Origin of the sequence: Exiguobacterium acetylicum (genome assembly GCF_022170825.1) — a bacterium.
Lineage (GTDB): Bacteria > Bacillota > Bacilli > Exiguobacteriales > Exiguobacteriaceae > Exiguobacterium_A > Exiguobacterium_A acetylicum_B.
The window spans coordinates 3094399-3116395 of sequence record NZ_CP081878.1; the positions used below are offsets into that span (position 1 = coordinate 3094399).

Consider the following 21997-nt stretch of genomic DNA (forward strand, 5'->3'; position numbering starts at 1 on the left):
TCTAATGTTTCACTCTTTTTTCAATAATTTTCCGTCCCGTTGTTGCTCTTTGAGCCATGCTCGCTCAAGTTGTCGTTCGCAAGCTGTATATAAGGAACGTCGACCATCGAGACGTTCCATCGCAAACGGAATACCATGTTTTTTCGCCTGCGCAATGACATGTGCACTCGCAGCGTGAGAGACACGACTCGTCACGACGACGATGGCATCCGTCTTTTTGGCGAGACAAGCAATCTTTTTCGCGGACTGCGCGTCTCCTGCCAGATGAATTAATTCGATTCCTGTTGGCGCAAAGAACTCACGATAAACAGCCGTTTGTTGTTCGTTTCCAACGATGACAAGGCGCATACCTTTGAAGCGCGTGAAATCAAGCGGTGTCTTATCGACGAAATCCATCAATTGTCCAGGTACAGCTGTCGTCACGATTGGTTCAATTTTTCGCTCTTTTTGAATACGAATGCGCCGCTGCGCTTTTTTAGGTTTTGGAACTGTTTGCCGTTTCATTTTCCGTGCATATCGATCTGACTTTTTCGCTGTAACAGGTGCCTTCTCTACTAATTGTTCTACTTTTACAGGACGATCTGATGGTTCGTTGGCAACCGGTTTTTCATACGTAAACTGATGTTTCCAGACAATCGTCAAGCTCTCTTTCCGTCCCCGCCACATGACGAGATCGACGAGTTGTCCTGCTTCTAGTCGAAAATAGCGCATGTCCTCTACCGGTACGACATAGTAGAACGATTTGCCCGCTTCATCCTGTAGCGGACCGTTAACCGTCTCTTCAACAATGCCGTGCGCTTTGACGATCGCTTGTTCAAACACGACACGTTCCGGATTCTCTCTCATCCGCTCTGTCGAGACGACGGCTTCAACACGGCACAGCGTTTTCTGATCATCCTGACGCTCGACACGGACACGGACCTCCATGCCATGCTCGAGATTCCATTCTCGGACGTCCCGTTCGGAAATATGGCTACCGGACCATTCTAGTAAAGTCCCGCCTTTTAATCCCCGCTGAAACGTATAGGCATAACGTTGCTTGCGTACTGGCTCGACAGGTACTTGCTGTGGCATTACGCTGGTCTGCTTCTCTAGTTCCACCACTTCGTCGATGACTGGTGTTTCCTGTACGTCGCGCGGTGCATAATACGCTGACATCTTGACCCATTCGTCGATTCCGTTCACTTCGTCGAGCCAGAGTTGCCAATCTTCATACCGCTCGACGACCGCTAATTTCATCTGTACCAATTCAGTTGCTCGTTCCAACACCTGTTGCATCATCCGTAACCACTTCCTTTTCGTTTTTTTCACTATAGCAACGAAAAAATACGGAAGTAGTTCAAAAAAACAACCAGGTTATTTTTTTATTTAGGTACGTTGCTGAATTTCCACGGCCGGGTCCTGACGCTTGTATTTCGCGACGATGACGATCAGAACGGTGATGATGACAAGTAAAAACCAAGAAGACAATTTGCCAAGATCAACGACTGCCCATCCCTCCTCTTGATGCGGATAGACCCAGCCTTTGAAGAACGTCACGATGTTCTCAGCAATCCAAATGAAGAAAGCAATCAGTAAAAAGGACAGGACGAGCGGCATCCGGTAAACCGTCTGCTCGATCGTAAAATGAACCCATGACTTATAGAAAACGAGGACGACAAGAATCATCAAAATCCAGCGCACGTCCAAAATCCAGTGATGGGTGAAGAAGTTGAGATAGACGAGACTGCCGACACTAATCGCAAGCCAAGGGGGAGGAAATGCTGTGAATCGTAAATGAAATCGCCTGAACGCCTGACACACATAACTTGCGACGCTTGCGTACATGAACCCTGCATACAGTGGAACACCTGCCACTTTTGTCCAAGCGTCTTCTGGGTAACTCCACGAACCGACGTTCACCTTGAATAGTTCAAGTGCTAGACCGATGACATGAAACAATAAGATCAGTTTGAATTCTTCCATCGTTTCATAACGACTGACAAGTAACGCGATTTGAACGAAAATACACCACAGCAACAAGAGATCGTATCGCGCAATCGGTTCAGTCGGCAGATAACGTGAAAGAGCGAGCGCCGCGAAAATCATCACGGGAAAGACACAACAGACGGCTTCTATATATGTAAAACGAATCAGATGTCGAATCGCTTTCATCCTGTTACCTCCTTTTTTCTCCAGTATACGTTTCTCTTTTGCCCTTCCCCTCCTTCTTAGGATGGAAAAAACGGAAAATTTCGTCTTTCTTCTTCCACTTTCCTCATGATACAGTTAACGAATCAATTATTTTAAGAAATGAGGTGCCAGACATGACGCGTCATCGCGCTTCCTGGTTATTACGCGCTACGTTAAAGTGGGGACTCTTCCTTCTTGGTTTATTTTTACTCGCCCTTGGCTCATCAATGATGATCACAGCGGAACTCGGTGTTTCGACGTGGGACGTGTTACATCTTGGTCTTCAAAAGAAGACACCACTGTCTGTCGGAACGATCATCTTACTCGTTGGTCTCTTACTTGTGTTCGTTAAATACGCATTAGACCGCGTCACACCGCAAATCGGAACGCTTGTCAACGCAATTTTCGTCGGTGTCTTCATGAATCTTGTCCTTGGTTCTCATCTCTTACCGTCTTTTGAGTCCGTCTGGTTGAATACACTCTGGCTCGTTTTTGGAATCTTCATCATCGGCATGGGCGCCGGTCTATACGTCGCTGTTGGTTACGGGGCCGGTCCACGCGATGGATTAACGCTGACACTTGCAGAGCGTTTTGGAACGTCGATTCGTCTGATGCGGACGATTATGGAAGTTACGGCATGCGGCATTGGCTGGTTGCTTGGGGGACCTGTTTTCTTCGGTACGATCCTCTCGATTTTCCTGATCGGACCGTTCCTGCAATTTTGGTTGTTTTATTTCCGCCGGATCATTGCAGCGATTGATGCAAAAGGAATTCCAGCATCCGAGCGCCAAATTAGCTAAGTCGCCTGACTCGATATCATTCCGCTTGAATGATATCTTTTTTTATGTGAGAAGCAGATAAGTTGCGTCATCAAAATAAACACGTTATATTCGTTTACATATCAATCTTTGATACGTCAAAGGTTTCTTCGAACGAAGGGAAGGATGTGATGGATTGAGTATTTCCTGCAACGAAAAAGGACGTTTGATCTATGCACTCGTCTCCGTCAATAAGACGATTGCTCAAAAATTCGATCTCTGTACGGATGGTTTCAGTCAGACTCGAATGGATTTACTTGCTCAACTTCAAGTCGATCAAACGATCAGTCAAAAAGAATTGCAAAAACGCGTTAATGTCGATCATGCGGCAGTGACCCGTCACCTCAAACACCTGGAATCGACCGGGATGATTGCTCGCGAGCGTTCAGCTGCTGACAATCGGGTGATTCTTGTTTCCTTAACAGAACAAGGGGCGACGCGCATTGCACGATTACGCGAACAAAAAGATGAGTTCCTCGAGAACTTACTCGAAGGATTCTCTGCTGAAGAACAACGGACGTTAGCTGAGATGATTCAACGTATCGAAGCGAACGCCGACACATTACCTAAATTAAAAGAGGAGTCGATTTAATATGGCAACGCAAACGACAACAGATTTCATGGAAATCGTCAAAGGACGCCGTTCGATCCGGAACTACGATACAGACGTGAAGATCTCAAAAGAAGAAATGACACAAATCCTTGAAGAAGCAACACTTGCACCTTCTTCAGTTAACATGCAACCATGGCGTTTCCTCGTCATCGATAGCGAAGAAGGCAAAGCAACACTTGCACCACTCGCGAAATTCAACCAAGTTCAAGTCGAGACATCTTCTGCTGTCATCGCCGTCTTCGGTGATATGAACGCCGTTGATCAACTTGAGAACATCTACGATACAGCTGTTGAAAAAGGTCTCATGCCACAAGAAGTACGCGATCGCCAAGTGCCAGCCATTCAAGGTATGTACAGCAGCGTATCAGCGAACGATTTGAAAGACAGCATTTTGATTGACTCAGGTCTTGTTTCAATGCAATTAATGCTCGTCGCTCGTGCACACGGTTATGACACAAACCCAATCGGTGGTTACGAAAAAGACCAAATCGCGGAAGCATTCGGTCTTGAGAAAGAGCGTTACGTACCGGTCATGTTGCTATCAATTGGTAAAGCGGTTGACGCAGGATACCCATCTGTTCGTCTGCCAATCAACGACATCGCAGACTGGAAATAAGTTTTTCACACTATAAAAAGAGAAAACACACAAGGGAGATTGAATAATTATGACTACTCAAACAACAACGGACTTCATGGAAATCGTCAAAGGACGCCGCTCAATCCGTAACTACGATACAAACGTGAAGATCTCAAAAGAAGAAATGACACAAATCCTTGAAGAAGCAACACTTGCACCTTCTTCAGTCAACATGCAACCATGGCGTTTCCTCGTCATCGATAGCGAAGAAGGTAAAGCAACACTTGCACCACTCGCGAAATTCAACCAAGTTCAAGTCGAGACATCTTCTGCTGTCATCGCCGTCTTCGGTGACATGAACGCGGTCGATAGCATCGAGACAATCTACGATATGGCTGTTGAAAAAGGTCTTATGCCACAAGAAGTACGCGATCGCCAAGTACCAGCCATCAAAGGTTTCTATCGTCCAGAAGACGTTGAAACATTACGTGATAGCATCTTGATCGACTCTGGTCTCGTTTCAATGCAATTGATGCTCGTGGCTCGTGCACACGGTTACGATACAAACCCAATTGGTGGTTATGAAAAAGACCAAATCGCAGAAGCATTCGGTCTTGAAAAAGAGCGTTACCTCCCAGTTATGCTGCTTTCAATCGGTAAAGCAGTTGACGCAGGATACCCATCTGTTCGTCTACCAATCGCTGACATCACAGAATGGAAATAAGCAAGACCACCCGGTCCGGATTCCTTTCATAGGAATCCGGCTTTTTTGTATACTCAGAGAAAAGGAGGCGTCTTTGATGTATGATGTCACGATTATCGGAGCCGGTGTAGCGGGAATTTTTCTCGCTCATCAGCTCGTTGAACATGGACAGCGTGTCTTATTGCTCGATGCCGGAAAACCGATCCGCGAACGAACGGCAGAAGATGCGTATCTTGGATTCGCAGGTCTCGGAAAATCAGAAGGAAAATTCAATTATGCAACGGGATTCGGTGGAGAACTCGTCTCAAAAATCGGCGCAGAGACGACACAACAACTGTTCCGAGAAGTCGATGACCTCTTATGTACATATGGTGCAGATACAATCGAAACCTATTCCACTCATTCGCCTACTGTAGCATCTCGCGCCCGCCGCGCCGGTCTCCACACAGTCGAGACAACGGTGCGTCATTTAGGCACAGCACGGACTGCTACCGTCTTTACAGCGTTTGAGGATGCCTTACTACCGCGACTCGATGCTCGCTTCGAAACGACAGTCGAGCAGATTACGAAGTCCGAGCAGTTTACGATCAAAACAGCGGACGAGACATTCGTCAGTCAACGGATCGTGTTCGCGACAGGTCGTTCCGGTGCAGACTTTACGCTACACCAGTTAGCGACGCTTGGTGTCACGCCACAGCGGACGAGACTTGATCTCGGTGTGCGGATTGAAACAGATGAACTCATCTTTCGAACGCTACTACAGGAGACGTTCGAGACGAAGCTCGGTTACGACTCTCCTCATGGTCAAGCCGTCACTTATTGCATGAATCCGCGTGGACGGATCATTCGAAAATACCAAGAAGGACTCGTCATGCCGGACGGTCAAAACGTCCACGAGACAACAGAAGGCTCGACGAATCTGAACTTCACACTGTTTCTCCCGCGTTATTTTCCGACGCTAGCAAAAGCCAATACGTATGCTACGCATGTCATTGGCGGAATCAATCAAGATGGTGATCGCATCGTCGTCCAGCGACTCGGTGATTTTCGAACTTCGCAAGCGACGACAACGAAGCAATTGACTCGTAACGAAATCATTCCTTCCCTAACTGCTTCCCCTGGGAACTTACACGCGGAAGTTCCTGCAGAAGATTGTCTCGTCTTATACGGTTTTTTGGAGCGCCTTGAGCGACTTCTTGAGACGGAACTCCCTGCAGATACGTTGCTTTACGGACTAGATGGTAAGTTTTACGCACCGATGCTTGAGACGTCCGAGACGTTTGAGACGACATGCCCCGGCGTCTATGCGATCGGTGATTGTTCCGGTGCGACACACTCTCTTGCTCAGGCAGCCGCAAGCGGACTTCATCTTGGACATGCCTTGACGCAAAACAGCCGGTCCCTCTTCGCCTAAGCGGAGATGGACCGGCTTGTTTTACTTCTTGAATGCTTCGTACACCTTCAGTTGTTTCCCTTTGACCTTCGTCGTCTTCATCGCTCGTAGGACAAGCGGACCTTTTCCGTTCAGGATATCGACATACGTTAACGTATCCTGAATCGAGATGATCCCGATGTCGTCTGCTGTGACGCCTTCAATCTTCGCAATCGTTCCAACAAAGTCGACGGCACGGAGTTTCTTCTTCTTCCCACCATTAAAGAACAATTTCATGATATCGGCATCGAGCTGTTCCGTTTTCGACGAACGCGTATCTTCCGTCGCCATCTTCTCTTCGAACGCATCCGCTGTGCGCATCAAGTCCTTTTCGGTCGGTGCTTGTCGGCGTGTCAGCTTCCCATGATACTGCTCGATCTCCTTCAGGCGACGTTCGTCTGCTGGTGTGACAAGACTGATTGCTTGTCCAGTAGCTCCCGCACGACCTGTCCGACCTGTTCGATGAACGTAGCTTTCCCGTTCGACAGGGAGATCGTACTGGATGACGTGCGTGATGTTCTCGATATCGATTCCGCGTGCTGCGACGTCGGTTGCAACGAGAATCCGGAACTTCCCGGCACGGAATGCCTTCATCGCATCGAGTCGATCGTCTTGTTCCATTCCACCGTGAATCGCTTCAACCGGATAGTCATGTGCACGCAAGCCATTCGCAACGAAATCGACATGTTCTTTCGTCCGACAGAAAATCATGCAGCGATCCGGGTTTTCAGCGACGAGGACATCTTTTAAAATGGCGAACTTCGTCTTATCCGTCACCGGAATGTAGCTATGCGTGATCGTTGAGACGACCGTCTCACCCGCTTCGATTCGTTTTGGTGCGTCCATGTAACGATTGCTCAACTGTTCGATGTCTTCTGGGAAAGTCGCAGAGAATAAGAGTGTCATCCGTTCCTTCGGTAACTCGGACAAGATAGCATCGACTTGATCGAGGAAGCCCATGTTCAGCATTTCATCCGCTTCATCTAAAACGACGTAACGGACTTTCTCAAGCGATAACGTTCCTCGCTCGATATGGTCGCGTACGCGTCCTGGTGTGCCGACGACGATGTGCGTCTTTTGTTTGAGCTCTGTCACTTGTCCACGGAACGGTTGCTTGCCGAAGACAGCAGTCGCTTTGATCCGCTTATAACGTCCAATGTTCATGATATCTTCTTTGACCTGCAAGGCAAGCTCACGTGTTGGTGTTAAGACTAAAACTTGTGGTTTATTTTCTTCCCACTCGACGAGTTCACACAGTGGAATCGCAAACGATGCCGTTTTCCCGCTCCCTGTCCGTGATTTGACGATGACGTCTTTTCCGGATAATACGACCGGAATGACCGATTGCTGGACTTCGGTTGGTGTCGTGTAACCGAGTTGCTCGATCGAATCGAGAATCGGTGTGCTTAAGTTAAAATCATTGAATCGTGTACGTGTCATAGGATGTCCTCATTTCTTATCGTAAAAAAAGCTTCCCACCGAAACGATGAGAAGCCCAACGAATTATTTGGATGCTACTTTATCTTTTTTGATTTGCTTACTACGTAATTGACCACATGCAGCATCGATGTCTGTTCCGTGTTCAAGACGAACACCACAGTTCAAGCCGTTCTTTTTCAACGTATCGTAGAACGTCGTGATGTCTTCAGACGTACTGCGTTGATATTGACCGTGCTCATCAACTGGGTTGTACGGAATCAAGTTGACATACGTCAGGTGACGTTTGTCTTCGAATAGTTTCGCGAGTTCGACCGCGTGTTCTTTTTGGTCGTTGACGCCACGAAGCAAGATATACTCAATCGTGATTTTACGGTTCGTCGTTTGAACGTAATAATCGATCGCTGGCATCAATTTCTCAAGCGGGATCGCCCGGTTAATTTTCATGATTTGCGTACGCAATTCATTGTTTGGTGCGTGAAGCGAGATCGCTAGGTTGACTTGGAGTTTCAAGTCAGCGAACTTGTAGATCTTGTCTGCCAAACCACTTGTTGAAACCGTGATGTGACGCGCACCAATCGCAAGACCATTGTGGTCCTTGATGACGTTCAAGAAGTCGACCATGTTGTCGAAGTTATCGAACGGTTCACCGATACCCATGACGACGACGTGGCTGACACGTTCTTCGTTACCGACTGCATCGAGGTGATGTTGAACGTTCATGATCTGTTCAACGATTTCGCCTGCTGACAAGTCACGGCTCTTCTTGATGAGACCACTTGCACAGAAGCTACAGCCGATGTTACAGCCAACCTGTGTCGTAACACAGACAGAAAGACCGTATTTATGACGCATTAGAACTGTTTCGATCAAGTTGCCATCATATAATTTGAAGAGGAACTTGATTGTTCCGTCTGCTGATTCTTGCTTGACCGCTTCTGTCATCGAGTCAATCGTAAAACTCTGATCTAACAACTCAAGGCAATCCTTGTTGACATTCGTCATTTCCGCGAAAGTCGTGACACGTTTACGGTAGAGCCAATCCCATACTTGTTTGGCACGGAATGGTTTGTGCCCTTGATTCGATAACCACTCTGTCATCTGCTCAAGCGTTAATCCATAAATGGATGGTTTATTCATTTCAAAAGACCTCATTTCTTTTTCCAGAACTACAACATTCCTTTATCTTAGTAAAAATCAGCGCTTGACGCAACGTTCAAATCCTAAATGTTCACTTTCTGTAAAGTTTTTGCGTTACTTTCGATCAAATCGACAGACTCCGACGCCCAAACTGAACGAACGCTCCTGTCAGGAAAACAAGGCAGAGGACGAGTAAGAGAACCGAGTGAAGAAGAAAATGATCCGTTCCTTCTAGTAACTGCGTCGTATTGAATAAGGAAAAGACAGATAGATAACGGAGCCACTCTGTCTTATCACTCAATCCGGATAGGATCGTTAAAACGATGGAGAGAACTAATACACTACCGGCAAGCGAAAAAGCGCGTCGTTCTTCATCAAATAAAGTCGCAATGAATAACGTAAAGGCACCAATCGCAAAGAGTAACAGGAGAGCATTAACTTGAATCCGCCATAAGATGACATCATCGATCGAAATACCGGTCATCGACCAGTCAGCCACCATCAAAACAAGTCCATTTAGTCCTACGAGAAGCGTACTCGCGATACCCATGACGACAGCGACAGCAAGCGTGTATGCATGTCGTGTAATAGGTGCTGCGAGATAAACGATCAATTCTCCGTTATCGATTGGTCGCGCAACAAGGCGCGCCGCTAATGAGAGCAGGAATAGACTCACAATGACTTGGAAGATCAATCCGTAATAGTTTCCACCGAGTAGATCTAGCACGTTATCAAACCCTGTCACCTTATCGTACTGGAAAGCTTTCAAGACTTCGGGGGGTAATGCTTCAAGTTTTGCTTCTAATAAACCAGTTTTCATCATCGATGGATAAAGCAATGCAAGCATCAATAAATAGAGACTCGTTCCTACTGCATAGGCAAGTACTGGCTTTCTGACTTGCTTGAACAAAGAACGGATCAACAATATCACGATGACTCCTCCTCTCCGTAATAATGCAAAAAGACCTGTTCTAAATCATCTACTGACGGACGAATCAGTTGTACATCATACTGGGTTAGATAAGCGATCGCCTGGTTTAATGTCAACGTCTCGTCGGTTTGAAAACTGACTTCTGTTCGCTTCGATTCCGTACCGATCTGCATCGCGAACTGCGCTGCTTCGATCTCACTCCGAAAAACAATCGTATACGCCTTTCGGCTTGAACGAATCAACTCATGGATATCTGATACAACGATGATACGACCCGCTTTGATTAAAGCAGCCCGGTCGCATGACTTTTCCATCTCCGGGAAGTGATGTGAACTCATCAGAATCGCTTTTCCAGCCTGCTTCTCCTGTTCAATCCACTCTAAAAAACGTTCTTGCATCAACGGATCGAGTCCACTTGTCGGTTCATCGAGTAGATAAACCGGTGCGTCTTTCATGAAACAACCGACGAGTGCTAATTTTTGTTTCATCCCTTTTGACATCTTACGGATTTTCGTCTTCGTCTCAAACGGAAATCGTTTTAGTAGCAATTGTCGCCGTGCCGGATCACTGCCGTGCAACCGTTGCATCAAGTCCAGCATGTCTGCTCCCGTCATATCTCCAGGTAAACTAATCTCGCCCGGCAAATAACCGACCAACTGCTTCACTTCCTTACTTTGTTTCCAGCAATCAAAGCCGCCGATCGTCGCCTTTCCACCATCCGCAGCCAGTAGTCCCATCAAATGTCGGAGCGTCGTTGATTTTCCGGAGCCGTTTGGTCCAATGAAACCGAAGATTGTTCCCGGCTCGACCGTAAAACTGACATCGAATATTCCACGCCCCGGCGCAAACTCTTTCGTGACATGCTCCAAGCGAATCATCATACGACCTCCTTATTTTTCATTTCTCTCATCACTGTATTCATACCCGTTTTGAAGTAGTTTGTTCGGATCAAAACGATAGATGACAAATCGTTCGTCATGATTTTTGTCATAAAAGTCTCGTAATCGGATTTCATCGATTTGTTCGAATACGGTATGACGCTCCAGGTATTCTCGATATTCATCAGTTGGGTAGTACAAGATGAGATCAACCGAGCGCAAGGACCGCTCGACCGAACTTAAGATGTGATCAACTACTTTCATGAAAATTTGAGAAGAGAACGGATTAAAGAAATAAAACTTGTTCGCCTCCTCTGGAATGACGTATCGCTCGGCATATGCTTGTTCAAATCGTACACTTCCGGAACGTCGCTTCCGTCGACTTTGATAGTTCACCATATTTCGAAGTGCGTCCTCATAAAATTGTCCGTTCATCTCGATTCCAATGACGGAACAATCAAATCGGTCGTGTAAGTAAAAGTTCAAGCGCCCTTTTCCGCAACCAAAATCAATGACCGTATCCTGCTTTTGAAACGGGTAGGTTTCGCATAATTCGTCTAGTGCCGCATAAGGCGTCGGTTCATAGCGATTGTAGTGACTAAATACACCATAAAGGTGTTGCATCTCGATAGTCTCAATTCGTAATCGTTGATCGTATTCCTGTTCATTCATCTTTTGTTCCTTCTTTCCGACATTCTTGCCTTCATCGTACTATACTGAAGAAGTACGTTACTCGTTTTTGAAAGGGGATTTCATGATGATCGTCGTTACGAACCGGATTAAAGTCAAAAAAGGGATGGCTGCAGCTCTCGCTCCTCGTTTTACGCGTCCAAGCGGACTTGATACGATGGACGGATTCATCCGCGTCGAGGTCTTATTGACACAAAATATCGAAGAACATGATGAGATGAACGTCAACATGTACTGGGAAGACATGAAGAGTTTTCAAGCATGGCGGGAGAGTGACGATTTCAAAGCGTCACATAGTCGACCTGCGAGTAGTGAGGCAGGAGAATCGCCAATGCTCGGCAGCGAGATTCTGACTTATGAAGTGGCTTCGGTCAAAGAACGCGCATGATGCACGAAAAGGACTCGTATCGAGTCCTTTTTTTATATACCTATACATAAATAGTGAAAGGGTTGAATTGTCTCAAATGGTATTATTTGTTATCATAGTGCCATTACAGAGAGAGAGGGTCCTTCATGAATTCATTAACTATATTTGAACAAGCCATTCGTAGCTTACCCGACGATCGTACGTTACGACGTGATGAATTATGGACGGATGCCTTTTTATTGCAGCAGGAGAACGAGCTGACCGTCTATTACTCTCCGATTGGGGAATATGTCAATACTGAAGCAAAAGTCGTCATCATCGGGATCACACCAGGTTTTGAACAGATGCGAATCGCTTTCGAAGAAGCGACGGATGCACTCCATCATGGTGTTTCATTGGAAGAGACGGCACGTCTCGTCAAATATACAGCAAGCTTTGCTGGAACGATGCGACGTAACCTCGTCCAGATGCTCGACACACTCGAACTTCCAGCATTGCTCGGAATCGAGACGACGGCTAGCTTATTTCATCAACATCAGAAATTATTGCACCCAACGTCGCTGTTAAAGCAACCCGTCTTTTATCGCGAAAAGAATTACTCGGGGCACCAACCAAAAATCAGCCGTAGTCCTTTGCTGAAACATTATGCAGAAGAACATTTCGTCGCTGAAATCAATCAATTACGCGAACCGGCGCTATTGATTCCGCTCGGTCGTGTCGTCGAGACGCAAGTCAGTGGATTGATTCATGACGGACGAATCGAACAGCATCAGCTTCTTTCCGGCTTTCCCCACCCATCTGGCGCGAATGGTCATCGAAAAAAACAATTCGAGGAAAACCAAGCCTATTTGATGAAACAGCTCATTCAACATTTTGCCGAATAGACAACTTTATCTTAAATTATCAGAATATATGGTTGAATCGTTTCTGAAATACATGATAAAGTGTCCATAAGAACAGAATATGACTATTCTATCGATGAGGTAGAGGCGCGATTTCAATCAGTACTTGGTCTGAGGATGACAACGAAGACGACTAAAGGAAAGGTGACATCGCCGAAATGACAGTATGTGTCTAACATATCGTCGTTGGTCGATTCGGGAAATACCCGATCGATTGCCATACATAGTACTTGTATGGAGCGCTCCAATTCGGCTAAGAAAGACGCATCCAGCGAGGGTGTCGGCTTTGTTGCCGGTGCCCTTGCTTTTTTTGTGCAGCGGGGTCTCATCTTTAAGCCATTTATTAAAGAGGAGGATATGTTTCATGGTCAACTATTCAGATTCCATCATTGCCCTTGTACCTGCTTTACTAGCTATCTTATTAGCCATCTTTACCCGAAAGGTCGTTCTTTCGCTAGGTGTCGGCATTCTCGTCGGTGCCCTGTTACTCCACCGTTTTAACCCGATCGATACGGTGACCTATCTCGGCAAGAATATCTTCAGCCTCTTTTGGGCGGACGGTGCCTTGAACGAGTGGAACGTTTTATTACTTGTCTTCTTGTTATTGCTCGGCGTCCTTTCCACATTGATTCAGACATCAGGTGGCGCACGCGCTTTCGGAGAATGGGCATCGACGCACGTCAAAACGGCACGTGGTGCTCGTTTGGTTGCATTCGGTCTCGGGATTCTGATCTTCATCGATGATTACTTCAACAGTCTCGCTGTCGGAAATGTTAGTCGTCCGCTTACGGATCGTCGTGGTGTCTCACGAGCAAAGCTTGCCTACTTGATTGACTCAACGGCTGCACCTGTCTGTGTTATTAGCCCGCTTTCAAGTTGGGGTGCATTCATCATCTCGATCATTGCTGGTATCTTAACCACTCACTCGATTACGGATTACTCAGCGTTTAGTGCCTTCATGATGATTGTTCCAATGAACTTCTATGCGATCTTCGCTCTTCTGTTAACGCTTTATATTGCTTACTCTGGTATCTCTGTCGGACCGATGAAACAACACGAACGCCGTGCCGCAAAAGGTGAACTTTTCGATGCATCAAAAGGAACACCGATGGGGATGGCAAAAGAGGTCAAGGAACACACGAACGGAAAGGTACGGGATCTCGTCGTTCCGATCGTCGTTCTCGTCATCGCTACGATCAGTGCGTTGCTCGGAACAGGTGCTCAGGCACTTGCAGCCGATAATCGCCCGTTTACTTTAATTGGAGCATTTGAGGCAACAGACGTCACACGTTCACTCGTCGCTGGTGTCGTCATTAGTTTAATCGTCGCTTTCCTGATGCTGATCGGACGAAAAATTCCGGGTCGCGATTACCGCGCAAGCATCGTCGCTGGTATGCGTTCGATGTGGCCAGCAGTCGTGATTCTGTTATTCGCTTGGACGATCATCGCTGTCATCGGTGATATGAAAACAGGTGACTACCTTGCAAGTTTCGTCAGCAACTCGATTTCCGCTTCGTACTTGCCGTTCTTATTGTTCTTGATTGCCGGCTTGATGGCATTCTCGACAGGAACAAGTTGGGGCACATTCGGGATCATGTTGCCAATCGGTGCGGATCTCGTTATGGCTGTCGATGCCTCACTCTTGTTACCGACGCTTGCTGCTGTTCTTGCTGGATCTGTCTTCGGTGACCATTGTTCACCGATTTCCGATACGACGATCCTCAGTTCGACTGGGGCTGGATCCCATCATATCGACCACGTCACGACACAGTTACCGTATGCTTTAGTTGGTGCTGTCACTGCTGCAGTCGGTTATTTAGTCATCGGTTTCACGGAGTCTTCAGTCTTCGGTTTCATCGGAGCTCTTGTCACATTCGTACTCTTCGTCGTCGTCTTAAACGTTCTCTCGAAAAAAGGCGAAACCGCTTCGGATTTACAGACGGATTAATGTAACATTTTACGAAAAAAGGCATTGGATGCGCGCATCCAATGCCTTTTTTATATCTATTCGTTTCACACCATCAATAAACACACATCATTCGCGAACGCTACTGGATCTTCAAGCGGAAGTCCTTCAACAAGCAACGCTTGCTGATACATTAATTTTGTATAGCGTTCGAATTTCGAACGATCGTTTTGATACGCTGCTTCAAGAGATTGGAACACTGTGTGTGACGGGTTCAATTCGAGAATCTTGACCGCCTCTACTCCTTCGTTATTCGGCATTGCCTTTAGAATTTTCTCCATCTCGATCGAGACCGCGCCATCTGTCGCAAAACAGACGGGATGTGATTTTAGACGCGTCGATGCTTTGACTTCTTTGACTTGTCCACTTAGCACTTCCTGCATTGCTTGAAACATCTCCGTTTGTGCGTCTGTCGTCTCTGCTTCTTCTGCTTCAATCCCTAAATCGCTACTCGTGACCGACTTGAATGTCTTCTCGTTATATGTCACGAGCATCTGGATCGCGAACTCATCAATTTCTTCCGTGAAGTACAAGATATCGTATCCTTTATCACGAACGAGCTCGGATTGCGGTAACTTATCTAAACGATTCGTACTCTCACCAGCCGCATAGTAGATATGCGCTTGATCTTCTGGCATCGCTGCGACGTATTCCGCAAGCGTGATCAACTTCTTCTCCTTCGCTGAGTAGAAGAGGACGAGGTCCTGCACTTGTTCTTTGTGCATGCCATAATCATTATACATACCGAACTTCAACTGACGTCCGAACGCTTGATAGAATGTTTCGTACTTTGTACGATCCTCGCGCAGGAGGGCTTCGAGTTGCGTCTTGATTTTACTTTGGATGTTTTTCGCGATCAGTTTCAATTGACGATCGTGTTGCAGTAACTCGCGCGAGATGTTGAGCGATAAGTCTTCCGAGTCGACCATCCCTTTAACGAAACTGAAGTGATCCGGCAACAAGTCGCTGCATTTTTCCATGATCAAGACACCGTTGGCATAGAGTTCGAGACCTTTTTCAAATTCCTTCGAATAATAATCGTACGGTGCCTGCTCCGGAATGAATAAGATCGATTGATAACGAACGGCACCATCGACACTGATATGGATGTGTTTTGCCGGTGTGTCAAAACCATATCGTTTCTCTTGGTAGAAGTTCGTATAGTCCTCGTCTGTCAATTCCCGTTTGTTCTTCCGCCAGATTGGCACCATGCTGTTGATCGTCTTGACGACTTCAACCTCTTCCGTCTCATCACTGCCTTCGATTGGCTGACGTTCGAGTTCCTTCATCTCGATTGGATAACGGATGAAATCTGAGTATTTTTTGATGATACTGCGCAAACGATACGTCTCGAGGTATTCGTCATACGATTCTTCTTCCTCGTTCGCCTTGATGTGGAGCGTAATCTCCGTTCCGACGGTTTCTTTGTCGACTTCCTCGATCGTATAGCCTTCGACACCACGCGATTCCCATTTATAGGCGACTGCACTGCCAAATGGTTTTGTAACGACAGTGACGACGTCTGCGACCATGAATGCGGAATAGAATCCGACACCGAATTGACCAATGATATCATGACCGTCTTGTGCCTCGTTTTCTGCCTTGAAGGCAAGCGAGCCACTCTTCGCGATTGTACCGAGATTCTCTTCTAGTTCGTCCTTCGTCATTCCGATTCCCGTATCACGAATGATGAGCTGACGCGCTTCTTTATTTGGTTCAATCGTAATTTTGTAGTGTTCTTTCTCGAACGAAATCGTCTCGTCCGTCAACGCTTTGTAGTACATCTTATCCATGGCGTCACTTGCATTCGAGATCAATTCGCGCAGGAAAATCTCCTTATGCGTATAGATGGAATGAATCATCATCTCCAGCAATCGTTTTGATTCCGCCTTAAATTGTTTCGTTTCCATGCTCATTCTGCCTCCCTTTTTTAGCACTCAATCATATAGAGTGCTAATTCATCTCCTATTATTAGGGAGTTCGAAATATCTGTCAATCTCCTTTTTCACTGTAGGTCGTGACTTTTTCACGGACGATCATTCCGATTTGACGTAAGTGTTCTGCTGACCCGTAGGTGCCATGGCTGACGCCATTTTCATCCTTTCGATTACCGAGACCGATGAACTGTTCACTTGGTTTGAAGTGGAGCCCGACGACAGGTACCTGAAATCGTGACGAAAAGCTGACTTGAAAAATCGCGTCCGGATAATCCGTTGGTTGATAGGTCGTCCAATCGATGTCTGGTTCAAGCTTCGCAAATCGTTCCGTGTGTTCCTTCCCGAGTAGGATGATTCCTTTTATCGAAAACAGTTCAAGCAGGCGTAACAAAAATGTCTGACCGAACGGACTATCTTCCAACAATCCACGTTCTTTGATTGCTCCCATGTAGTGGTATGTCGGAAACGGGAAAAAATCCAGATGAATGACTGAATCAAGCGTCTTCTCGTAAAACGATGCACCGAGTCCATTCAAGAATCCTTCGAGCTTACCGCCACCCGGTCGACCGAACCAGGTCCGGTACACATTTGGTTGTTTGAAGTAGCTATTGAAGCGCCGGATCGATTCCGTCAATGTCTCTTCTTGTAAATACGCATTCCATGTCATGGATTGTGGACGTATGAAAAGCGGACCGTGCTCGTCAAATCGTAATGCACCCGTCCGGTCTAAAAACTGCGATCGGGATGGGTTCGTCGCGATCGTTATCCAACTGCTACGCGTCGCATCACCAAACCAGAGGACAGGTGTCGTTTGGTCGATCAATTCACTTGCGAATGCACTCTTCTCGAGTATCATTTGATACTGGACGGCTTCGTGTAATAATTTTTTGGCAAGTTGCCATTGCTCGGATGTCAGCGTTCTCATCTCCCTCTATACAGCGATTGTGCTGTTGTAGATGTACCCCCTATCCGCTAACACTAGACGCATCGATGGGTTTAATCTCCATTTCTCCGGGAATCTTTCATAAGGTGAATGATACGACTTAGGAGGGATTTAACAAATGGGTAGACTCGATCAAAAAGTAGCTGTCATTACCGGCTCGGCAACAGGGATTGGACAAGCGACCGCACTTGTCTTCGCAGAACAGGGAGCAACGGTCGTCTGTGCCGATGTCTCACTTGAAAAAGCACAACAAACAGTAGAACAGATTACACAACAAGGCGGGAAAGCGGAAGCCGTCCATGTCGACGTCTCAGACGTCGAGAGTGTCGAGCAACTTGCGAAGCACATCAAAGAGACATACGGTACAGTCGACGTCCTCTTCAACAATGCCGGAATCGATGAACAAGGCGGGAAAGTCCACGATTATCCAATCGATCTCTTCGACCGGATCATTGCTGTCGACTTGCGCGGTACATTCCTCGTCAGTAAATTCTTGATCCCACTCATGCTTGATAACGGTGGTTCAATCATTAATACGTCATCGATGTCGGGTCGCGCAGCTGACTTGAACCGGTCCGGTTATAACGCAGCAAAAGGCGGGATTGCGAACTTCACACGCGCGATGGCAATTGATTATGCGCGTCATGGCATTCGTGTCAATTCGTTGTCGCCAGGAACGATCGAAACACCACTCATCGATACACTTGTCGGTGAAAAAGAAAAAGAGCAAGGTAAACAGTTCCGTGATGCGAACGCTTGGATCACACCACTCGGACGACTCGGTAAACCACGCGAGATGGCAACGGTCGCTCTCTTCCTCGCATCTGATGACAGCTCGTATGTCACAGGTGAGGACATTACAGCGGACGGTGGTATCATGGCCTATACATGGCCGGGAGAGATGTTGATCGATTCGAAGTGGAAAGATGAAGCAGAAAAAAGTGAATGATGATCTTACGGTGTAACCCTCCGGTTGCACCGTTTTTCTTTTATCTCAAGACGTTCAGACCCGTAAATTATTTTCCGAATTCGTTTACCTCCCTGAAGTATTTTTATCAGGGTACAGGATAGGTAAAGGGGGAAATATTTATGCAAACAGCCATTACTTACTTACAACGGTGTCTTCAAATTCCAAGCGTCAATCCGATGGACGGGGAAGAAGCCGTCGCACGTTATGTGTACGACTTACTGATCGATCATCAAATTACGACAGAATGGATTGAAGTCTCACCGAAACGAATCTGTCTCGTCGCGACCGTTCCGGCGAGCGAAGACGTTTCACGTCCTGCCGTGCTCGGGCTATCTGGACATCTCGATACGGTTCCGGTGCAAGGAGATGGCTGGACGAAAGATCCGTACGGTGGTGAAATCGAAGATGGACGCATTTATGGTCGCGGTGCTTCAGATATGAAATCAGGTGTCATGGCGATGGTGCAAGCACTGATTCAATATAGAGAACGTCAAGACCGTCCGAACACCGTCAAACTTCTGATTACATCCGATGAGGAAAATGGGATGACAGGGGCTCGTCATTTGACCGAACAAGGGTATGCGGATGATTTAGATGCTTTGTTGATCACAGAACCAACGAGCGGGATGATTGGTTATGCGCAAAAAGGTGTCGTCGGAATCGAAGTGACGTGTCGCGGGAAAAGTGCGCACAGCTCTGCCCCGCAACTCGGACGCAATGCGATTGATGCCATGTATCGTGTCATTCAGGAAGTGAAGTCGGAACGCTTCTCGATCACGATGAATCATCACCCAGCGCTCGGTCCAGTCGTTGCGTCAATCACCTCGATTTCAGGAGGTGAAGGACCGAATGTCGTTCCAAGCCAGGCTTCGTTCTATATGGACATTCGGACGATTCCTGGATTCGGTCGAGAGGATGTTCTTGCTGCCTTTACAGAAATCGAACGTCGCCTTGTAGCAGAAGACCCTGAGTTTGAAATGAACGTGACGGTCATCAAGGATATTCCGTCATGTGAAACCGATGAACAGGCACCTTTCTTACAACAGGTCGCAGATACGATGGAGCAGGTCAGCGGCGTCATACCACGAAAAATCGCTATTCCAGGTGGTACGGATGGTGCCATGTTCAGCCAATCGAAAAAATCATTCCCGATTGCGATCGCTTCTTTCCATGATTTTCGTCTTGCACACCAAGTGGATGAGTCGATTCTGTTATCCGAATATGAACAAACAATTGCGTTTTGTTTCAACTTAATTAAGACACCGCTGCATCAAGCACTTCACTCACATTAAACAAAGAAGGGACGATTTTCGGGTACAATACCCAAAGTCGTCCCTTCTTTTTTAGTCTCTATTCGTACACACCAAGCTGAGCCAACGCCTCACTTACATAACTTTGGTCACTACGAAACTGATGACTCGTTTCCCCGTCAGACCAAGTGATGAAGACACGACCAAGTCGGTCGTATCGTAAGCTAAGATGAACCGTATCCTGCTCAAATACGACTTCCCCCTGTAAAGACTCATGAACGCGGGCAAAATCGCGAATGAACGCATCGTATGCTACGAACGGGATGGAAAATCGTTGTTCGCTGTTTTCTCCTGTCATCTGAATCGTCAATTCCTCTTTGACTGAATCTACGTCTAAAATCTCCCACTTTACACTATGTCCTTCTCCTCTGAATGCTATTCGATGTACCATCCGATTCTCTCCCTTCCCTATACAGGATATTCGCTTCCTTTTCTCGAAAGTAACCGATATCTTCTCAATGCGAAAGGAGTCTGCTTATGTCTGATTCGCCAAAAACAGGTCCTACAGAACAGTCCGTCGACGCTTTTCTAGCACAAGTCGAACCGCCGCAACGTCAAGCAGATGGTATCACATTACGTCAGTTCTTCGAAGAGATCACGGGATACGAAGCCGTCCTTTGGGGTTCTTCCTTGATTGGTTATGGTGCCTATCATTATCGCTATGCCTCAGGTCATGAGGGCGACAGCTTTTATGTCGGTTTTTCTCCGCGGAAGACGAATCTTGTCCTGTATCTCGCGCTTGGTGAAGACGACGTATCAGAACGACTGCTTGCCACTCTCGGTACGTATCGACGCGGTAAGTCCTGTATCTACGTCAAACGATTGACTGACATCGACCTAGACGTGTTACGAGCGATGATCGAGCACTCGATTTACACGTTAAAAACCATGTACCCTTCTTGATTTCACACAAAAACAGCCGAAGCGGATTCGCTTCGGCTGTCCTGTTATCGAATTAATGTCCGCCTTCTGTCCGATCGATATGGCGAATGTGTTTGAGATTGACCCCGATGATGATGACGGATAAGAGGACAAAGCCACTTCCGACATAAAACGGTAAGTTCGCGTTGAAGATTTCAGCCAATTTACCGGCCATGAATGGCGCAATGGCTGCCCCGAGAAAACGTAGGAAACTGTATGCCGCAGATGCTGTCGAACGTTCGACAGGTGCTGCGTCCATGACAGCTGTCGTGATGAGCGTGTTATTATTCCCAAGCACAGCTCCCGCCAAGATGACACAGACGATGACGACGGCTGGTGTTTCCGTAAAGATCCCCATTAACAGAAGCAAGATCGCAAATGTAATCAACATCATGACCATCGCTTTGATCGTTCCGAACCATTGTTTTAGTTTCGGAGCTGTTAAAACCGATGTGATCGCAAGTAACATTCCCCAGCCGAGGAAGACGAATCCGAGTCCTTGAGCTGGTAGCTTCATGACGAACGGTGCATAAGCCATGATTGTAAAGAAACCAACGTTATAAAGTGCTGCAACGATTCCGAGTGTCAACAGCGAACGATGCTTCATCGCTTGGAACGGTGCTTTCAGCGACAACTTTTGTTTCGGTGCAGCAGATGCTGCTGGTTTTGGCATTAAGAAAAGCAAGACAAGAAACGCAATGACCATGATTGTCGCAACACCCATGAATGGGGCGCGCCATGTGATTGATCCGAGCGTTCCGCCTAATAGTGGTCCAATCGAAATCCCAAGACCAACGGCTGCTTCATACAAAATGATAGCTTTTGCTGTTCCGCCCGATGACAGCGAAACGATCGCAGCGAGTGCGGTTGCGACGAACAAGGCGTTTCCTAGTCCCCAACCACCGCGTAGCGCGACGAGCGTCCAAATGCTGTCTGCTTGTGAAGCAAAACCAGCAACGACTGCGATGACGGCGATCCCGAGCATTAATGTTCCTTTTTGACCGATCCGTGACGAGATCGCACCCGTGATTAACATCGCAAATGCCATGACGGCGTTATAACTTGTAAATAAGAGCGTTACCTCACTTTTTGATGCTTCTAAATTCTCGGCAATCGTCGGTAAGACCGGATTGACGAGACCCATTCCCATGAATGCTGTGATGCTGGCGAAAAAGACTGCCCAAACAGCAATCGGTTGATGGAATAATCCATGTTTACTTTCTGCTAATACCGTTTCCGGCTCAAGCGTCGTTGTTTTTTCAGCAAGTGCCATAGTGTCCCTTCTTTCTA

At 46.9% G+C, this 21997-nt stretch carries 22 protein-coding genes and 1 riboswitch; of the genes, 11 read left to right on the plus strand and 11 right to left on the minus strand.

Features of this window, described 5'->3' with window-relative positions; translation table 11 throughout:
* Nucleotides 1-9: 9 nt before the first annotated feature.
* Complete coding sequence (locus K6T22_RS16085) at nucleotides 10-1281, minus strand: DUF2325 domain-containing protein (RefSeq protein WP_238238257.1); 1272 nt, start codon at nucleotides 1279-1281, stop codon at nucleotides 10-12.
* Nucleotides 1282-1368: 87 nt separating this feature from the next.
* Entirely contained in the window at nucleotides 1369-2154 is a 786-nt protein-coding gene (locus K6T22_RS16090; protein ID WP_238238259.1) for a DUF817 domain-containing protein, read from the minus strand.
* Nucleotides 2155-2306: 152 nt separating this feature from the next.
* Between K6T22_RS16090 and K6T22_RS16095 the strand changes: the two genes are divergently transcribed.
* The 5 genes from K6T22_RS16095 (at nucleotide 2307) to K6T22_RS16115 (ending at nucleotide 6297) form a co-directional block, all read left to right on the plus strand.
* Nucleotides 2307-2972, plus strand: a complete 666-nt coding sequence (locus K6T22_RS16095) for a YczE/YyaS/YitT family protein (protein WP_238238262.1) — start codon at nucleotides 2307-2309, stop codon at nucleotides 2970-2972.
* A gap of 154 nt (nucleotides 2973-3126) precedes the next feature.
* Entirely contained in the window at nucleotides 3127-3582 is a 456-nt protein-coding gene (locus tag K6T22_RS16100; RefSeq protein ID WP_029342970.1) for a MarR family winged helix-turn-helix transcriptional regulator, read from the plus strand.
* 1 nt (nucleotide 3583) lies between these two features.
* Nucleotides 3584-4219: a nitroreductase family protein gene (locus K6T22_RS16105; protein WP_238238263.1), complete on the plus strand. Its 636-nt coding sequence runs from the start codon at nucleotides 3584-3586 to the stop codon at nucleotides 4217-4219.
* A 49-nt stretch (nucleotides 4220-4268) separates the two neighbouring features.
* The gene (locus tag K6T22_RS16110; protein WP_053452025.1) at nucleotides 4269-4904 is read left to right on the plus strand and encodes a nitroreductase family protein; all 636 of its coding nucleotides are present in this window, start codon (nucleotides 4269-4271) and stop codon (nucleotides 4902-4904) included.
* Nucleotides 4905-4980: 76 nt separating this feature from the next.
* A complete protein-coding gene (locus K6T22_RS16115) occupies nucleotides 4981-6297 on the plus strand; it encodes an NAD(P)/FAD-dependent oxidoreductase (protein ID WP_238238265.1) in 1317 nt (438 codons plus the stop codon).
* A gap of 21 nt (nucleotides 6298-6318) precedes the next feature.
* On the opposite strand, the gene K6T22_RS16120 is transcribed toward K6T22_RS16115, so the two are convergent.
* From K6T22_RS16120 to K6T22_RS16140, 5 genes are all read right to left on the minus strand, one after another.
* On the minus strand, nucleotides 6319-7755 hold the full coding sequence (locus K6T22_RS16120; protein ID WP_238238266.1) for a DEAD/DEAH box helicase: 1437 nt from the start codon (nucleotides 7753-7755) through the stop codon (nucleotides 6319-6321).
* Nucleotides 7756-7818: 63 nt separating this feature from the next.
* A complete protein-coding gene (gene rlmN, locus K6T22_RS16125) occupies nucleotides 7819-8892 on the minus strand; it encodes a dual-specificity RNA methyltransferase RlmN (protein WP_023469793.1) in 1074 nt (357 codons plus the stop codon).
* A 124-nt stretch (nucleotides 8893-9016) separates the two neighbouring features.
* Complete coding sequence (locus tag K6T22_RS16130) at nucleotides 9017-9823, minus strand: ABC transporter permease (protein WP_238238268.1); 807 nt, start codon at nucleotides 9821-9823, stop codon at nucleotides 9017-9019.
* Complete coding sequence (locus tag K6T22_RS16135) at nucleotides 9820-10704, minus strand: ABC transporter ATP-binding protein (protein WP_238238269.1); 885 nt, start codon at nucleotides 10702-10704, stop codon at nucleotides 9820-9822. The genes K6T22_RS16130 and K6T22_RS16135 overlap by 4 nt, the downstream gene beginning before the upstream one ends.
* Nucleotides 10705-10713: 9 nt before the next feature.
* Entirely contained in the window at nucleotides 10714-11373 is a 660-nt protein-coding gene (locus K6T22_RS16140; protein ID WP_238238271.1) for an SAM-dependent methyltransferase, read from the minus strand.
* An 85-nt stretch (nucleotides 11374-11458) separates the two neighbouring features.
* On the opposite strand from K6T22_RS16140, the gene K6T22_RS16145 reads away from it, so the two are divergent.
* The 3 genes from K6T22_RS16145 (at nucleotide 11459) to K6T22_RS16155 (ending at nucleotide 14608) form a co-directional block, all read left to right on the plus strand.
* A complete protein-coding gene (locus tag K6T22_RS16145; protein ID WP_023469797.1) occupies nucleotides 11459-11779 on the plus strand; it encodes a heme oxygenase in 321 nt (106 codons plus the stop codon).
* A gap of 125 nt (nucleotides 11780-11904) precedes the next feature.
* Nucleotides 11905-12642, plus strand: a complete 738-nt coding sequence (locus K6T22_RS16150; RefSeq protein ID WP_238238272.1) for a uracil-DNA glycosylase family protein — start codon at nucleotides 11905-11907, stop codon at nucleotides 12640-12642.
* A gap of 92 nt (nucleotides 12643-12734) precedes the next feature.
* Nucleotides 12735-12913: riboswitch (Lysine riboswitch) on the plus strand.
* A gap of 111 nt (nucleotides 12914-13024) precedes the next feature.
* A complete protein-coding gene (locus K6T22_RS16155) occupies nucleotides 13025-14608 on the plus strand; it encodes a Na+/H+ antiporter NhaC family protein (protein WP_238238273.1) in 1584 nt (527 codons plus the stop codon).
* 65 nt (nucleotides 14609-14673) lie between these two features.
* Here K6T22_RS16155 and htpG read toward each other — a convergent pair whose 3' ends face one another.
* A complete protein-coding gene (gene htpG / locus K6T22_RS16160) occupies nucleotides 14674-16536 on the minus strand; it encodes a molecular chaperone HtpG (RefSeq protein ID WP_238238274.1) in 1863 nt (620 codons plus the stop codon).
* A gap of 82 nt (nucleotides 16537-16618) precedes the next feature.
* Entirely contained in the window at nucleotides 16619-17488 is an 870-nt protein-coding gene (locus K6T22_RS16165) for a hypothetical protein (protein WP_238238275.1), read from the minus strand.
* 136 nt (nucleotides 17489-17624) lie between these two features.
* Between K6T22_RS16165 and K6T22_RS16170 the strand changes: the two genes are divergently transcribed.
* Together K6T22_RS16170 and K6T22_RS16175 are read left to right on the plus strand one after the other, a co-directional pair.
* The gene (locus K6T22_RS16170; protein ID WP_238238276.1) at nucleotides 17625-18455 is read left to right on the plus strand and encodes an SDR family oxidoreductase; all 831 of its coding nucleotides are present in this window, start codon (nucleotides 17625-17627) and stop codon (nucleotides 18453-18455) included.
* 140 nt (nucleotides 18456-18595) lie between these two features.
* Nucleotides 18596-19768, plus strand: coding sequence for a M20 family metallopeptidase (locus tag K6T22_RS16175; RefSeq protein ID WP_238238277.1), 1173 nt, complete (start codon nucleotides 18596-18598; stop codon nucleotides 19766-19768).
* Nucleotides 19769-19826: 58 nt separating this feature from the next.
* Here K6T22_RS16175 and K6T22_RS16180 read toward each other — a convergent pair whose 3' ends face one another.
* Nucleotides 19827-20177 (minus strand): hypothetical protein, encoded by a 351-nt coding sequence (locus K6T22_RS16180; RefSeq protein WP_238238278.1) that lies wholly within the window; start codon nucleotides 20175-20177, stop codon nucleotides 19827-19829.
* Nucleotides 20178-20263: 86 nt separating this feature from the next.
* On the opposite strand from K6T22_RS16180, the gene K6T22_RS16185 reads away from it, so the two are divergent.
* Nucleotides 20264-20689, plus strand: a complete 426-nt coding sequence (locus tag K6T22_RS16185; RefSeq protein ID WP_238238279.1) for a DUF1801 domain-containing protein — start codon at nucleotides 20264-20266, stop codon at nucleotides 20687-20689.
* A gap of 52 nt (nucleotides 20690-20741) precedes the next feature.
* Here K6T22_RS16185 and K6T22_RS16190 read toward each other — a convergent pair whose 3' ends face one another.
* Nucleotides 20742-21980, minus strand: coding sequence for an MFS transporter (locus tag K6T22_RS16190; protein ID WP_238238280.1), 1239 nt, complete (start codon nucleotides 21978-21980; stop codon nucleotides 20742-20744).
* Nucleotides 21981-21997: the final 17 nt, after the last annotated feature.

Excerpts from the sequence above, each read along its gene's own strand:
- K6T22_RS16085 (WP_238238257.1), bottom strand. The coding sequence starts at position 1,281 with ATGATGCAACAGGTGTTGGAACGAGCAACTGAATTGGTACAGATGAAA.
- K6T22_RS16090 (WP_238238259.1), bottom strand. The coding sequence starts at position 2,154 with ATGAAAGCGATTCGACATCTGATTCGTTTTACATATATAGAAGCCGTC.
- K6T22_RS16095 (WP_238238262.1), top strand. The coding sequence starts at position 2,307 with ATGACGCGTCATCGCGCTTCCTGGTTATTACGCGCTACGTTAAAGTGG.
- K6T22_RS16105 (WP_238238263.1), top strand. The coding sequence starts at position 3,584 with ATGGCAACGCAAACGACAACAGATTTCATGGAAATCGTCAAAGGACGC.
- K6T22_RS16110 (WP_053452025.1), top strand. The coding sequence starts at position 4,269 with ATGACTACTCAAACAACAACGGACTTCATGGAAATCGTCAAAGGACGC.
- K6T22_RS16115 (WP_238238265.1), top strand. The coding sequence starts at position 4,981 with ATGTATGATGTCACGATTATCGGAGCCGGTGTAGCGGGAATTTTTCTC.
- K6T22_RS16120 (WP_238238266.1), bottom strand. The coding sequence starts at position 7,755 with ATGACACGTACACGATTCAATGATTTTAACTTAAGCACACCGATTCTC.
- rlmN (WP_023469793.1), bottom strand. The coding sequence starts at position 8,892 with ATGAATAAACCATCCATTTATGGATTAACGCTTGAGCAGATGACAGAG.
- K6T22_RS16135 (WP_238238269.1), bottom strand. The coding sequence starts at position 10,704 with ATGATGATTCGCTTGGAGCATGTCACGAAAGAGTTTGCGCCGGGGCGT.
- K6T22_RS16140 (WP_238238271.1), bottom strand. The coding sequence starts at position 11,373 with ATGAATGAACAGGAATACGATCAACGATTACGAATTGAGACTATCGAG.
- K6T22_RS16145 (WP_023469797.1), top strand. The coding sequence starts at position 11,459 with ATGATCGTCGTTACGAACCGGATTAAAGTCAAAAAAGGGATGGCTGCA.
- K6T22_RS16150 (WP_238238272.1), top strand. The coding sequence starts at position 11,905 with ATGAATTCATTAACTATATTTGAACAAGCCATTCGTAGCTTACCCGAC.
- K6T22_RS16155 (WP_238238273.1), top strand. The coding sequence starts at position 13,025 with ATGGTCAACTATTCAGATTCCATCATTGCCCTTGTACCTGCTTTACTA.
- htpG (WP_238238274.1), bottom strand. The coding sequence starts at position 16,536 with ATGGAAACGAAACAATTTAAGGCGGAATCAAAACGATTGCTGGAGATG.
- K6T22_RS16165 (WP_238238275.1), bottom strand. The coding sequence starts at position 17,488 with ATGAGAACGCTGACATCCGAGCAATGGCAACTTGCCAAAAAATTATTA.
- K6T22_RS16170 (WP_238238276.1), top strand. The coding sequence starts at position 17,625 with ATGGGTAGACTCGATCAAAAAGTAGCTGTCATTACCGGCTCGGCAACA.
- K6T22_RS16175 (WP_238238277.1), top strand. The coding sequence starts at position 18,596 with ATGCAAACAGCCATTACTTACTTACAACGGTGTCTTCAAATTCCAAGC.
- K6T22_RS16180 (WP_238238278.1), bottom strand. The coding sequence starts at position 20,177 with ATGGTACATCGAATAGCATTCAGAGGAGAAGGACATAGTGTAAAGTGG.
- K6T22_RS16185 (WP_238238279.1), top strand. The coding sequence starts at position 20,264 with ATGTCTGATTCGCCAAAAACAGGTCCTACAGAACAGTCCGTCGACGCT.
- K6T22_RS16190 (WP_238238280.1), bottom strand. The coding sequence starts at position 21,980 with ATGGCACTTGCTGAAAAAACAACGACGCTTGAGCCGGAAACGGTATTA.